Source organism: Solilutibacter tolerans, from assembly GCF_900155935.1.
Classification (GTDB): domain Bacteria; phylum Pseudomonadota; class Gammaproteobacteria; order Xanthomonadales; family Xanthomonadaceae; genus Solilutibacter; species Solilutibacter tolerans.
This window is the reverse complement of sequence record NZ_FTLW01000002.1, coordinates 570,133-583,884: the sequence shown is the minus strand read 5'-3', so window position 1 is coordinate 583,884 and position 13,752 is coordinate 570,133. Positions and strand designations below refer to the sequence as shown.

Below are 13,752 nucleotides of genomic sequence, written 5' to 3'. Positions count from 1 at the left end.
CTCGCCATTGCGAGGATTTCCCGCTTGTCCGACGACACCCAAACCCCCGAGGCCCCCGCGCCCAAACGCCGCGGCCGTCCGCCCAAAGCACGTCCCGAAGCCGATACCAGCGCGGCTACGCCGGCGGCATCGACCGAATCGCCCGCACCCAGCGCGCCTCCGGTAAAAGAAGCGCCCGCCGCTCCGCCGCCGCCCGCAGAACCTGCTACGCCGCCCCAGGCGAGCGAAGGGAGCCAAGGCCAGCAAGCCCCTGAAAGCGCAAACACGCAGCAGCAGGAAGGCGGCCACTACCAGAACCGCGACCACAACGGCCCGCGCAACAACAACCGCCGCGACCGTTTCAAAAACCGGCGCGATCGCAACCGCGACCGCAACCACGGCTTCCCGGACGACAACGGCCAGCAAGAGAACTTCGAGCCGCGCCCGCATCCGCAGGTGCCGGAAGGCTTCCCGACCTACTCGCTGGGTGATCTCAAGCGCATGCCTGCGCCGAAATTGCTCGACATCGCCGAGCAACTGCAGATCAGCGAAGGCGTCGCCCGCGCGCGCAAGCAGGACATCATCTTCGGCATCTTGAAGGTGCTGACCCGTCATGGCGAAGGCGTGGCCGCCGACGGCGTGCTGGAAATCCTGCCGGACGGCTTCGGCTTCCTGCGTGCGGCCGAGGCCTCGTACCTGGCTGGCCCGGACGACACCTACATTTCACCCAGCCAGATCCGCCGCTTCAACCTGCGCACCGGCGATCACATCTCCGGCCGCATCCGCTGGCCGAAAGATGGCGAGCGCTACTTCGCGCTGAACATCGTCGACACCATCAATGGCGAGCCGATCGAAGCCTCGAAGAACAAGGCATTGTTCGAGAACCTGACCCCGCTGTTCCCGCGCAAGCGCTTCAAGCTGGAGCGTGGCGATGGTTCAAGCGAAGACATCAGCGGCCGCATCCTCGACTTGATGGCGCCGCAGGGCAAGGGCCAGCGTTCGCTGATCGTGTCGCCGCCCAAGGCCGGCAAGACGATGATGATGCAGCAGATCGCCACCGCGATCACGACCAACCACCCGGAAGTGCATTTGATCGTGCTGCTCATCGACGAGCGCCCGGAAGAGGTCACCGAAATGCAGCGCACGGTGCGCGGCGAAGTGATTTCGTCCACCTTCGACGAGCCCGCCGCGCGCCACGTGCAGGTGGCCGAAATGGTGATCGAACGCGCCAAGCGCCTGGTCGAGCACAAGAAGGACGTGGTGATCCTGCTGGACTCCATCACTCGCCTCGCCCGCGCCTACAACAACGTGCTGCCGTCGAGCGGCAAGGTGTTGACCGGCGGCGTGGACGCCAACGCCATGCATCGCCCGAAGCGTTTCTTCGGTGCGGCGCGTAATGTCGAAGAAGGCGGCTCGCTCACCATCATTGCCACCGCGTTGGTCGACACCGGCAGCGCGATGGACAAGGTGATCTACGAAGAGTTCAAGGGCACCGGCAACAGCGAAATCCATCTGGACCGCCGCATCACCGAGAAGCGCGTGTACCCGGCGATCGGCGTGAACCTGTCCGGCACGCGTCGCGAGGATTTGCTCATCGAGCCCGACCTGCTGCAGAAGATCTGGATCCTGCGCAAGCTCATCCACCCGATGGACGAGATCGCGGCGATGGAATTCCTGCTCGACAAGATGAAGCAGACCAAGTCCAACGACGAGTTCTTTGCTTCGATGAAGCGCTGAGTACTGTTTGTTGCCATGAAAGAAAAAGCCCCGGTTGTCCGGGGCTTTTTTTGGGTGATGCTGCTTCGATCAAAGCGTGGGCACACCCGAGAGCGGCTTGAGGTTGCTGGAGCGGGAAGGCAGGAAGCCCTCGACTCCCGTCACATCCGAGATGCCAACGCGCTCGATGCCCTCCTTCACCTCCCACAATGGGGCACGACGTGGCCCTCGCTCTTCGATTCGCCACTGGCCAGCGCGACGGCCTGCATCCGTATCGTTTTTCTTGCCCACCATCTGGAAGAAAACCGGGATTACTCCCAATCTATTGCGAATCTCCGAGAGGTCTGTCCCGGGAGCAAACGTGTAACGCGTGCGCTTCATCGCCTTCAGGACATTGCGCTCCATTTCTGCACGCGCCTTGTCCAATATGTCTGCATCACCTTTGGCGTTGAAAAGCGCGGATTGCACGATCACCACGTCTTCGACGCTGCCATCGGGTGCAATCAGCAGCTGGGCCAATGCCGCACCGTTTACATCGTTGCCAAGCATCAACGGCGGGTAATCAATGCGCGGCTTCGAAACCAGGCGGACACCCGATTTTCCATCGATCAGTGCGTGCTTGTCTGACTTGGACTTGCCACGCCTGCCCTCACCATCATGGAATCGCGCATTCTCTACCAGTGCGCTGTAATTTCCGTCGCCTTGCTTGCGTGCAACCACGGTAAGACGCATGTACGTCTTGGCGTGCGTGGGGTTACCCAGTTGATCCTTGACCGGCTCGAAACGCCACGCTGCCATGTTCTTGTCAATCAAGGAAAGCACTTCTGCCGGCAGTTCGGTGGTGATGCGATGCTCGGTGACTCGACCATCCGGTGAAACGACCATTTCCCCGTCAACGCGCATGCTCAGCACCGATTCGGACTTGGTCAGTTCGACCCCGTTAGTCACAGGTTTGGCTGCTTGCGCCATGGCATCTTGACCAACGCTCATCGCCGACAAGGCCAGCATCAACATCGCCAGCGGAAATTTTCCGTTTCCCATCCTTAGCTTCTCCCGAGGTTCAATCAAGCCAACGCTGACAACCCATGCACGACTACCCGGTTGCGTCCCTTTCCTTTGGCACGATACATGGCCGCATCGGCACGCATCAACCAAGTGGTCGCAGTGTCGCCTTGCTGCCAACCGGATGCACCAATGGAGGCGGTGACCGTCTCGCCACGACAGCGAAGATTGGACTCGATGCGCGCACGCAGGTTTTCCATGCGCGCATGCATGCCCGCGACATCGGCGCCCGGTAACAGCAGCACGAACTCCTCACCGCCTATGCGAAACAAGCGATCACTGGCGCGCAGATAGTCGCTGATCAACCGCGAAAGCTCACGCAGCACGGCGTCACCCGCCTCATGTCCGTGCGCATCATTGATTTCTTTGAATCCATCAAGATCAAGCAACGCCAAACCGAAAACTTGTTTCCCCTCCGCAGCTTCGTGCAGGGCTTGCTCGATGGCGTTTTCAAAGGCACGACGATTGTCCAATCCAGTGAGCGGATCACTCAGGGCAAGATTCTCCAGCTCACGCCGCTGATTCTCAGCGCGGGTGGCGAAGACGTAGGAGAACAAGATCGTCATCACCAGTGTCACCACGATAGTGGTGTGTTGGAAAACCGAGTGCGGCGAATCGACCAGCAAGGTCACGATCACAACCACCAACGAAAGCAATGTGGCGATGTCTGCGCGCGGCAACAGCATCGCATTAGTCAGGATGGCGACGAAGATCCAGTAATAGCCGCTCTCGGGCGAAACCAAGCTGATGGTGGCAGCAAAGGCCGACACCGGCAGCGTGGCGAAATAGGCAATGTGCCGGATCTGACCGCCTCGCCAAGCCCAGATCATCGCGATGGCGATCACCGCCAAGAGGCCTGCATCAAGCCCTGCCAGCCAGTATTCGTGGCGCAGCCAGCGCCAAACGGCGAACGGGGTAATCGACAAGATGCCGACCGCACCCAAGGCCATGGTGACGGCGAACCTGAAGTCGGTTTTCAGGCGATGGATGGACAGACAGTGTTCCGTGAAAGCGTGGTTCTTGCGTGCAGCATACGGAATGCCGAGGCAATATTCTGAATACGTTAACGCTCGGCGTCACGCAGGAAACGTGCCATCGACAGCGAAGGTGTATCGGTGGCGAATTCCGCCGCGACATCCATGTAGCCGCGCATTGCGGCGATGTCGCGAGGCGTGCGATTGAGGCGATCACGCAAATGTGGATCTGCGCCCGCCTGAAGCAACGCGCGCACCACCCTGCCAAGGCCATGCAAGGCCGCCAGGTGGAGTACGCCGAAACCGCGTTGATCCTGCACGGGCAACGTGGCGCCATCCTCCAGCAGTCGCTCCATGCCGGCGATCACCACATCTTCGTCACACGGTGTACCAGGCTCGGCGCGCGCACCGAGCAACAGCAGCAAGGGCGTGAGCCCGGTCGGAATGGCTTCATCCGCCGACGCGCCCGCCAGGTGCAAGGCATCGATCAAGGCGAGCAAGCGACTGCGGTCGCGGGTCGAGAAGCCGAACAGCGCGGCACAGTGCATGGGCTTGAGGCCCTCGACATCACCAGCATCGATATCCGCACCTGCGGCCAGCAGGCGTGAGAGGACATCGGGCAGTCCCAGCGCGGCTGCCAACATCAGTACGGTCACGCCACCGGGCATCCGCTGATCCAAGTCGACGCCCGCTGAAAGCAGGCGATCCAGCACACCGATGTGTCGCATGCTGACTGCTGCGGACAAGGGCGTGGCGCCACTATCAGCCGCCAAACCGGTGTCTGCGCCCGCCGCGAGCAACCGCGCGACCACCGCTTCATGGCCACCGCCTGCCGCACGCAACAAGGCGGTGCAGCCTTGTGTGTCCCGAGTGTTTACACCGAACCCCAGGTCCAGCAAGCGCTGCACGGCATCGGCATCGCCCAGGATGGCGACGGAAGCCAAGTCACGTGCATGCAAGCGACGGCCCGGATGCGGCCAACCACGCCAGTCCAGCCACGCCGCCAGATCCCGCTTGCCACTGGCCAAGGCCACGCCGAGCGCGGTTTGCCCATCGCCTGCACGCAAAGCTGGTTGCGCGCCGTAACGTAACAGTATCGGCACCAGCTCAGGCATGCCGAGCGCCGTCGCCACATGCAGCGGAGTCAGGCCGCGCGCATCGGTTTGGTTGGGGGCGGCGCCCAGCTCCAACAGATGTACCGCAAGGCGCGACCAGCCCAACCGCATCGCCAGCAGCAAGGGGAGGTCGCCTTCATGCGCGCCGAATCCGTCCGCGCCGCGCGAGAGCATTTCAAAGGCCAGCGGCGCGCCCTCGTCCTGCGCGACACGCATCGCCAAACAGGCGGCGAGATAGCGTGCCAACCCCGCAGGGCCGGCTGGTGCTGCGCCGGCTGCCAGCAGCAGCGTCATCGCCTTGCGCGCTTCGGGCAAACCGGCGCTATCCATCAATACGAACAACGCGGTGTCGCCTTGCGGGCCGCGCACATCAAGCTGGGGGTGGTGCGGCAGCAACATCGATATGCGCGAAGGATCATTCGATGCCGCTTCGACCAGGGCACGCCCCAACTCTTCGGCTGACAGGAGCTTGGCCAAGCGGGCAGTGGACGCCGCATCGTCAGCAGCCAACGCTTCGCTCAGCAGTTGCATCGGCGGGCGCGCGACTTCGACCTCGTCATCTGCATGGATATTCGCGGTGGGCAGCGGGTAGTTGGGATCAATTGCCGCAACCAGCGACCAACGGCCAGATGCCACCGCGCGATCCAGCGCCCGCTGGCCATGGATATCCAATCGCTGCGTATCCATGCCCCGCTCGCGCAGCCAGCGCGCAAGCGCCGCATTGGCTTGGCCGTCATCCAGCGCGCGCATCAAGGCATCGCGACCTTCACCATCGACGGCATCGAGATCCGCCCCTGCCTCGAGCAGGGCTTCCATCACGCCTGTTTGTCCAGCAGGAGCCGCCAGGAGCCATGCATCCAGACTGTTCTCGTCACGCTTGCGCACGTCCGCGCCGGCATCCAGAAGGGTCTGTACGATGGCGACATGGCCCGCGCTCGCGGCCTGATGCAAGGCGCTGCGTCCGCCTTCGCCGGTAGCATTCACCGCGGCCTTGTGGCGCAGCAGGTACTGCACGCCAACCGGGTCGTCTTCCTCGGTACCCGCGGCGGCCAGCAACACCGGGTCACCGCCCGCCGGATGTGCCTGCGCACCGCGTTCGCAGAGGAATTTCGCTAGCCGCCAATTGCCCACCAGACAGGCCATCGCCAGTGGCGATTGGCGCGCGTCATTGATGGCGTCGATCTCAGCGGCGGCATCCAGCAGCAACGCGGCGACACCCGGATCGGTACTGCACGCGGCATGATGCAGTGGCGTGTTGCCTTCGGCGTCGCGCGCACGCGGGTCCGCGCCGTTGGCGAGCAGGGTCATCACCGCCTCAGGGCGGCCATGCCAGCTGTCGCGGGTCGCGGCGAGCAGTGCCGTCAAGCGACCCGGCTCGGCGCCCAAGGGCAAGCCACGCTGGATCAATTCACGTAGCAGGCGCAGGTCAGGCAGGACCACAGCCAGCTGGGCCAGACCGCGTTGGTCACGCTCGCCCGCGGGCGGCGGGGACAACGGATCGGCGCCTTCTTCGAGCAAGGCCAGCGCGCGCTCGACGCGGCCCGCGCGGGCCGCGGCGTACAGCGCGGCGTTGGCAGCTGCGATGTCTTCCGGCGAACGCAGCGCGGGCGTCATCGGTTCGGGCTCGCCGGCGGGTATCAGCAGCGTGGGTTCGCTGCTTGCAGGGATGTTGCTTGCCGGCCTGACTTGGGATGCGACCTCGGCGTCGTGCGATGTGACCGTGTCGACTTCCGCCTTGACGGGTTTGACCGATGCCGCTGCTTGCTCGGCAAACAACGCGTCCAGTTCGATGCGGTCGGCATTGCGCAGGCGCCGTTCGCCCGAGGCTTCTTTCTTTTTGCCAGGCGCTTTCTTGCCCGCTTTGGCCTCGGCTTCGGCGCGTGCAACGCGCTCGGGCGCGCTTTCTCGCTTTATTCGCAATACCGGCCACGCCGCGAGCACCACCAGCAAGGCGGCCAAGCCCCAACGCCACGACATCGCCAACAATTCCGGCCAGCCCAGCGCAATGCCAACCGCCACCAACGCGGTCACCGGCAGCGCCACCTTCAAACCACGCCAAGCCGCAGGATCAATCTCGATCACCCGGCGCCAGTCCTGCAGCGTGTCCAACTCACCGGAGAAGGCACGCGACCATAACGGCCAGCTGCGCCAGGCACCGAGCAGCGTGAGGCCCGCCGCGGTGGAAGCCGCCAAAGCGGAAGACAGGCTGCCGGAGTTGGCCAACCTCGCCAGCGGCCAGCCAAGCAGCAGGCCGCCCAGCAGAAAGGCGGCCAACCACAGGCTGGCCAAGGCCACAAAGGACGGCCTGGCATGGCCGCGCGCCACGGCCAGCCCGCAGCCCACGACGCCCACCAGCACTGCCAGCGGCGCCAGTGGCCCGGCCAGTGGCGATAGTCCGATCGCCGCGATGCCGGGCAGCGCCCACAAGCGTTGGCGATGCGCAAATTTCGGCAAATCAGGCATCCGTGCCCCAATCCTCGCTGAGTGGATCTACCGCCGTTGACGGCGGAAATTGCAGGTGGAAGCCGCGCGCGCCCAGGTTCTGCATGACCTCAGCGGCGTTTTCACGCGCCAGTTTGCGGTCCGGCGTCAGCTCCAGCTCCATCACGAAGGTCAGCGCGCCCAGTTGCGTGCGCAGCGATTCGGGCAGGCGAGCGAAATCATCGCGATCGGCAAGGAAAACGTAGGTGTCGGCGCGTTTCTGGCTTTTGTAGACGTAGGCGAGCATGTGCAGCATCGGGGGATGTCATCCGTGATTGTGCGTGAAAGCGCCCGCGGATTGAACCGCGCATCGTGCCAGCCCCGGGATTGGTAGGCTTGGCGACTTCGACCGACCGGATTTTCACGATGCGCCGATTGTTTGCCGCCTCCTTGCTCGCCCTCGCCTGTGCTGCGCAGGCCCAACCTTCCGAACCTCTGACCATGCAGCAAATCATGGCCGATCCGGACTGGATTGGCCCGGGCGTGGAGGATGCGTGGTGGCGCTGGGATGGTCGCGCGATCGATTTCAAACTCAAGCGCCAGGGCGAGAGCATCCGCGACACCTTCCGCATCGGCATCGACGGCGTGGGCGCACCCGCGCCCATCAGCGGCAGCGAACGTGCGCAGTTGGACAGCGACAGCGCGACCTACAGCCTGGATCACCGCCGCACTGCGTTCGTGCGCAATGGCGACATCTTCATTCGAGATCTTTCGAACGGCGCGCTGACCCAGCTCACCCGCAGCAATGCGCGCGAATCGCGACCGCAATGGAGTGACGATGGCGCCTTGATCTGGCGCCAAGGCAACGATTGGTATCGCTGGGATGGCCGCATCACGACACAGGCGGCCTCGCCGCAGGCGGCCGACAACCCGGGCAAGCCGCCCAAGGCCGATGACCTGCGCGATCGCCAGCTTCGCTTGATCGAAACCCTGAAAGACGATGCTGCGCGCCGCGACGCCGCACGCAAGCAGGACGAGGCCTGGCGCAACGAAGACCCGACCCGCGCGCCGGCGCCGCTTTATCTCGGCAAAAACATGGAGATCGAAGACAGTGCGATGTCGCCCGATGGCCGCTGGTTGGTGGTGGTAACGACCGAAAAGGGTGCCGACAAGGGACAGGACGGCAAGATGCCGAAGTACGTCACCGAATCGGGTTACGAGGAATTCGAGGAAGCCCGCACACGTGTCGGCCGTGGCGACCCGCTGCCGAACAGGTTGTGGCTGGTCGATGTCGCCTCTGGAAATGTGCGCGAGTTGAAATTCGACGCGCTGCCCGGCATCAACATCGACCCACTTGCCGCGATGCGCAAGGCAGCCGGCAAGGAGGCGTTGAAGGGTAATCGCCCGGCGCGCATCGAAACCGATGGCGATGGCAGTGGCCCCGCCATCCACTGGAGCGGCGACTCACGCAATGTCGCCGTACTGGTGCGCGCGATCGACAACAAGGATCGCTGGATCGCGTCAGTCGATCTTGCCAACGCCGCGCTGCAGTCGAAGCATCGACTGACCGATCCGGCCTGGGTCGGCTGGTCGTTCAACGAGTTCGGCTGGCTACCCGATGGCCGCACGCTTTGGTATCTGTCGGAAGAGGACGGCTATTCCCATCTCTACACATTGAATGGCAATGCGCGCAAGCAACTGACCAAGGGCAAGTGGGAAGTCTCATCCGTTGATGTTGCGCGTGACGGCAACAGCTTCTACTTTCGCTGCAATCGCGAATGGCCCGGCGATTACGAAGTGTGCGCAGTGCCCGCCAGTGGCGGCGCGATGCGCGAAATCACCGCACTCGACGGCGTGGAAAGCTTTGCTCAATCGCCCGATGGCTCCAAACTTTTGCTGCGTTGGTCGGCAAGCTACATCCCGCCGCAACTTGGCGTGATCGGCGCAAATGGCGAAGGGCTGAAGAAGCTCACCGACACCCGCACCGCCGCGTTCAAGGCGATCGACTGGGTGCAGCCGCAATACGTGCAAGTGCCTTCCAAGCATGGCGCCGGCACCATCTGGGGCAAGTACTACGGCCCGAAGGACATGCAGCCGGGCAAGCAGTATCCCATCGTCATGTTCGTGCACGGCGCGGGTTACCTGCAGAACGTTGAAGCGACCTACCCCAACTATTTCCGTGAGCAGATGTTCCACAACATGCTGGTGCAGCAGGGCTATATCGTGCTGGATCTCGACTATCGCGCCTCCGCTGGCTACGGCCGCGATTGGCGCACCGCGATCTATCGCTGGATGGGCAAGCCGGAGCTGGAGGATTACCTCGACGGCCTCGATTGGTTGGTCACGAACAAGCAAGGCAATCGCGATCGCGCAGGCATCTATGGTGGCAGCTATGGCGGCTTCATGACCTTTGCGGCGTTGTTCCAGAAGCCGGGCGTGTTCAAGGCTGGTGCGGCGCTACGCCCTGTGACGGATTGGTCGCAGTACAACCACGAATACACCAGCAACATCCTCAACACGCCTGAGCTAGACCCCGAGGCCTACAAACGCTCCAGCCCGCTGGAGTATGCGGAAGGCCTGCAGGACCATCTCTTGATCGCGCATGGCATGATCGATAACAACGTGTTCTACAAGGACTCGGTGATGCTGGCGCAGCGTTTGATCGAACTACGCAAGGACAAGTGGGAGCTGGCCAGCTATCCGCTGGAACGCCATGGCTTCACCCATCCCGACAGCTGGTACGACGAATACCGCCGCATCCATGAATTGTTCGAGAAGACCCTCAAGCAACCATGAAATTGATGGCGATCAAACCCGACGCACTTCGACACGCGATAATCATCGGATGAAAAGCGCTCCTGATTTTGACGCTGTCCGCGATTACCTGACCGGCCTGCAAGACCGCATCTGTTCCGCCATCGAATCCGCCGATGACCAAGCGCGATTCATCGAGGACGCGTGGACGCGCGAAGGCAAAGGCGGCTTGCTGGGTGGCGGCGGACGCACCCGCATCCTGCGCGACGGCGCGGTGTTCGAACAGGCTGGCATCGGGTTTTCCGATGTCTCCGGCACCACCTTGCCGGCATCGGCCACCGCTGCGCGGCCTGAATTGGCTGGCGCAGCCTGGCGGGCGCTGGGTGTCTCGCTGGTGTTTCATCCGCGCAATCCGCACATCCCGACGACGCATGCCAATGTGCGCCACTTCCACGCGGAAAAAGATGGCGAGACCGTGGCCTGGTGGTTTGGCGGCGGCTTCGATCTGACCCCGTATTACCCCTACGACGAAGACGTGCTGCACTGGCATCGTGTCGCGCGCGATCTGTGCGAGCCTTTTGGCGGCGATGAACGCTACAACGCCCACAAGCGTTGGTGCGATGAATATTTTTTCCTCACGCACCGCGATGAAACGCGCGGCGTAGGTGGTTTGTTCTTCGATGATCTGCAGGAAGATGCAGAAGCCGATTTTGCCTACATGCGTGCGGTCGGTGACGGCTTCCTTGATGCCTACCTGCCCATCGTCGAGCGCCGCCGCGTCATCCCTTACGCCGAACATGAGCGGCAGTTTCAACTGTATCGCCGTGGTCGTTACGTCGAGTTCAACCTGGTGTTCGACCGTGGCACGCATTTCGGCCTGCAATCGGGCGGCCGCGCAGAAAGCATCCTGATGAGCCTGCCGCCGCTGGTCCGCTGGGAGTACGGCTATACGCCCGATGCCGATAGCGACGAAGCACGCCTGGCCGATTACCTTCGGCCCCGCGACTGGCTGAGAGAGCTCGGCTAAATCGGTTTAACGCTGACCCTGTGGCAACACAGTGCGTGCATCCAGCCATCCTTTCGCCTGCCAATTGCGTACGGTGTCCGAGGTGATGTTGAAGATCCACGGCCAAGCGTTGTTGCCTGCATCGGTCATCACCAGCCATACCGCCCGACCCCGGCCTTCGGTCTTGGCTTGATACATGCCGAGATCAGCGATGCGTGATGCACATTCAAACGTGTTTGCATCCGGTTTCGCACTTATCGGGATAAGTACGCAACCAATCGAGGCACTTACCTGAAGCGATTCCCCAGCGTGTGAAATCGCCGGCCCGAATGCTCCTAACAAGCCCCGCAGCCATCCCTCCACATCGGTCTGCACAGGCAAATCCTGCACCAGCAAGAACTCTTCGCCGCCCCAGCGAAACACCTCGCCATGCTTGTCGATGCCCTCCCTCAAGCGATGACCGACCTGGTGGAGAACCGCGTCGCCAGCTGCATGCCCATGCCGATCATTAATCGTCTTGAAGTGATCAAGATCGAGCAAGGCCACCGCCCTCACCATTCCGGCGTGCTGTCGCGGTTTTCGGAGCCAGTGAGGAAAGTAGTGCCGATTGAATGCACCGGTCAACGCATCCTTCCACAATGCCTTGCGCTGTTGGCGACTGGCGTACAGCAACAATGCCAGCAAGACCACCAAGCCGATGGCGAGCAAGCTTGCCAAGAGCAAGGCCACGTTACGGGTGCGCTCCTGTTCGAGCCTTGCTTGTTGCAACGTGTTGGCGGAAGAAAGGTCACGAATCTCACGCTCGCGCCTGGCGATGCCTTCTTCCACCTGCAGGCTGGCCACGCCGTGCGCACGATTGCTGTCGTACATACGCAACACCAGATCGTGCTGCTTTTTCAGCGTCACGAAGGCCTCGTGATCGCGATTGGCAGCAGAGAGCACTTCGACCTTTCGTCGCAAACCTTCCTGCAGGGCTACGATGTGTGCAGCCTTTTCGAAATAATCCAACCCTATCTGCATCGTAGCCAAACCGGCATCGACATGCCCAAGCGCCGCATCGGCCGCCCCCTGCAATATCTCCCCTTCCGCCTTGAAGTAAGGCGAACCCGACGCGCTGGCATCGATCATCGCCGTGGCTACCGCCTTTGCTCGTTCGGCCTGTCCCAACTGCAAATACGCCCGCGCCAACTCTTGCCGCAAACGCTGTGTCGCGTTTGTCGGATCGCCTTTGGGCATCCGATCCAACCAAGGCAACATCAAATCGACTGCGTCCTTCACCCGACCGGACAACCTGTAAGCCGCGCCACGCGTGGCGACAAGATGAGTACGTTGCCGCAGCGAGATGGATGAAGGCATGTCACGATCCGCGCGATCAAGCATCACCAGCGCTTGCGACACATCGCTCATGTCCACGTAGAGCCGCGCCAAGGTCTCCGCGCGTTCAACGATGAGCGCAGGGTCGACATCCTCCACCTCTCGCCGCAGGTTCCAGGCCTCGAGCAAATGACGCAGCGCCAACTCGAAACTGCCGACATCCCAATACATATAGGCATAGGCCATCGCCATTGTCTCGCGCACTTCGGCGGATACGCTGTGTGTATCTAGGCGAACCTGATCCAAGGCACGCAGGCTTACCTCGATGTTGTCGTCGGAATGGCTGTCGAAGATATCGCCAATCTGCATCAGATATGCCGTATCCCGATCCCCATTGCGCAAGGCAAGCTCACGTAATGCCTTACGCTCCTCGCTGGTTTTTTCGTGAGTATCGGCCAACTGGATGCGGACCTTGGCCAGCTCCCTCTGGACGGCATAAGGTGGATCAGGCGGTAGTTGCGCCTTCAGCGTGTCGAATTGCGCGCGAACGGCTTCCTCGGGAAGCGAACTGCGTTGCAAGCGCGAGAATTCCGCCTGCCAATGCTTCCAATCCGGCGCGGCAAGTACAGGAAGCGCGCAACCCAACAGGCAGATCAGCAGCAACAAGCGCCATCCCGGACAGAGGTTCTGCGCCGGCACGCCCAAGGCATCGCCATGACCTCGGCGCTGCGTGCTTGCTTGCATGGACCCGCGGAAAACCGGCATCAATAATTCGCGAAACATCATCGACAATATGAACACGCAGGCCCGCCCAGCGGCGTGCGCTGCCCCCTGCATCGCATCGTATAAGGTTATCTGTGTCGCTGCCGATATTGCTCGGCCAACGCCTGGATTATTTCGCCATCACGCTAATCGTGCCGTTGGTTTCAAGCAGGGCAAGGTGGACGTCTTCGACACCCTCCACGCCGTGGGTTCTCAGCGCTTCTTCGAAATCCGCGCTACTCACCAGCTCGCGCCGAAGTACGGATTCAAACACCTTCCCGTCTCGTGCCAACACCACAGGAACACCTTCGACCAAGACTTCCACGCGGCGGCTGCGCGAAGTCCAGAACGCCACGACGTAATTCAAAGCGAACAGGGTGACGGCCATGATCGCCGCACCGGTCAGTGAGTTGTCACCACCATTGATCCCGTTCTGCACTGCATTGCCGACCAGGATCAGCAAAATCAGGTCGAACGGAGTGAACTGACCAACCGCCCGCTTGCCGGAGATACGGACCAGCAACATCACCATGGCGTAGATGACGAAGGCCCGCAGGATGAACTGCCACCACGGGGCTGAAAGCGTGAACAAGTCGGTCATGCGCGGCACCCATGTCGGTATGCCGCATTCTGCGCCAACTTGCGGAGA

8 protein-coding genes and 1 pseudogene are annotated in these 13,752 nt (G+C 62.2%); 3 read left to right on the top strand and 6 right to left on the bottom strand.

Going from position 1 to position 13,752, the window contains the following annotated elements; translation table 11 throughout:
- Positions 1-15: 15 nt before the first annotated feature.
- Positions 16-1,716 carry a transcription termination factor Rho gene (rho, locus tag BW989_RS05860; RefSeq protein WP_076586251.1) on the top strand — a complete coding sequence of 567 codons (1,701 nt, stop codon included), beginning with the start codon at positions 16-18 and terminating at the stop codon, positions 1,714-1,716.
- A 69-nt stretch (positions 1,717-1,785) separates the two neighbouring features.
- Here the strand turns inward: rho and BW989_RS05855 are convergent, their stop codons facing one another.
- From BW989_RS05855 to BW989_RS05840, 4 genes and pseudogenes are all read right to left on the bottom strand, one after another.
- Complete coding sequence (locus BW989_RS05855) at positions 1,786-2,736, bottom strand: energy transducer TonB (protein ID WP_076586249.1); 951 nt, start codon at positions 2,734-2,736, stop codon at positions 1,786-1,788.
- A gap of 23 nt (positions 2,737-2,759) precedes the next feature.
- Positions 2,760-3,707: a GGDEF domain-containing protein gene (locus BW989_RS05850; protein WP_076586247.1), complete on the bottom strand. Its 948-nt coding sequence runs from the start codon at positions 3,705-3,707 to the stop codon at positions 2,760-2,762.
- Positions 3,708-3,820: 113 nt separating this feature from the next.
- Positions 3,821-6,478: pseudogene (locus BW989_RS05845) on the bottom strand (ankyrin repeat domain-containing protein); the annotation flags it as partial.
- Positions 6,479-7,301: 823 nt separating this feature from the next.
- A complete protein-coding gene (locus BW989_RS05840) occupies positions 7,302-7,574 on the bottom strand; it encodes a YcgL domain-containing protein (protein WP_076586519.1) in 273 nt (90 codons plus the stop codon).
- Positions 7,575-7,693: 119 nt separating this feature from the next.
- On the opposite strand from BW989_RS05840, the gene BW989_RS05835 reads away from it, so the two are divergent.
- Together BW989_RS05835 and hemF are read left to right on the top strand one after the other, a co-directional pair.
- Complete coding sequence (locus BW989_RS05835; protein ID WP_076586242.1) at positions 7,694-10,063, top strand: S9 family peptidase; 2,370 nt, start codon at positions 7,694-7,696, stop codon at positions 10,061-10,063.
- 49 nt (positions 10,064-10,112) lie between these two features.
- Positions 10,113-11,048, top strand: a complete 936-nt coding sequence (gene hemF / locus BW989_RS05830; protein WP_076586240.1) for an oxygen-dependent coproporphyrinogen oxidase — start codon at positions 10,113-10,115, stop codon at positions 11,046-11,048.
- A gap of 6 nt (positions 11,049-11,054) precedes the next feature.
- Here the strand turns inward: hemF and BW989_RS05825 are convergent, their stop codons facing one another.
- Both BW989_RS05825 and BW989_RS05820 read right to left on the bottom strand, forming a co-directional pair.
- Positions 11,055-13,085: a diguanylate cyclase domain-containing protein gene (locus tag BW989_RS05825; protein WP_165688563.1), complete on the bottom strand. Its 2,031-nt coding sequence runs from the start codon at positions 13,083-13,085 to the stop codon at positions 11,055-11,057.
- Positions 13,086-13,233: 148 nt separating this feature from the next.
- The gene (locus tag BW989_RS05820; RefSeq protein ID WP_076586236.1) at positions 13,234-13,704 is read right to left on the bottom strand and encodes a DUF421 domain-containing protein; all 471 of its coding nucleotides are present in this window, start codon (positions 13,702-13,704) and stop codon (positions 13,234-13,236) included.
- Between the last annotated feature and the right edge of the window lie 48 nt (positions 13,705-13,752).

Excerpts from the sequence above, each read along its gene's own strand:
- BW989_RS05820 (WP_076586236.1), bottom strand. The coding sequence starts at position 13,704 with ATGACCGACTTGTTCACGCTTTCAGCCCCGTGGTGGCAGTTCATCCTG.
- BW989_RS05840 (WP_076586519.1), bottom strand. The coding sequence starts at position 7,574 with ATGCTCGCCTACGTCTACAAAAGCCAGAAACGCGCCGACACCTACGTT.
- BW989_RS05850 (WP_076586247.1), bottom strand. The coding sequence starts at position 3,707 with ATGGCCTTGGGTGCGGTCGGCATCTTGTCGATTACCCCGTTCGCCGTT.
- BW989_RS05855 (WP_076586249.1), bottom strand. The coding sequence starts at position 2,736 with ATGGGAAACGGAAAATTTCCGCTGGCGATGTTGATGCTGGCCTTGTCG.
- hemF (WP_076586240.1), top strand. The coding sequence starts at position 10,113 with ATGAAAAGCGCTCCTGATTTTGACGCTGTCCGCGATTACCTGACCGGC.
- BW989_RS05835 (WP_076586242.1), top strand. The coding sequence starts at position 7,694 with ATGCGCCGATTGTTTGCCGCCTCCTTGCTCGCCCTCGCCTGTGCTGCG.
- BW989_RS05825 (WP_165688563.1), bottom strand. The coding sequence starts at position 13,085 with ATGCAAGCAAGCACGCAGCGCCGAGGTCATGGCGATGCCTTGGGCGTG.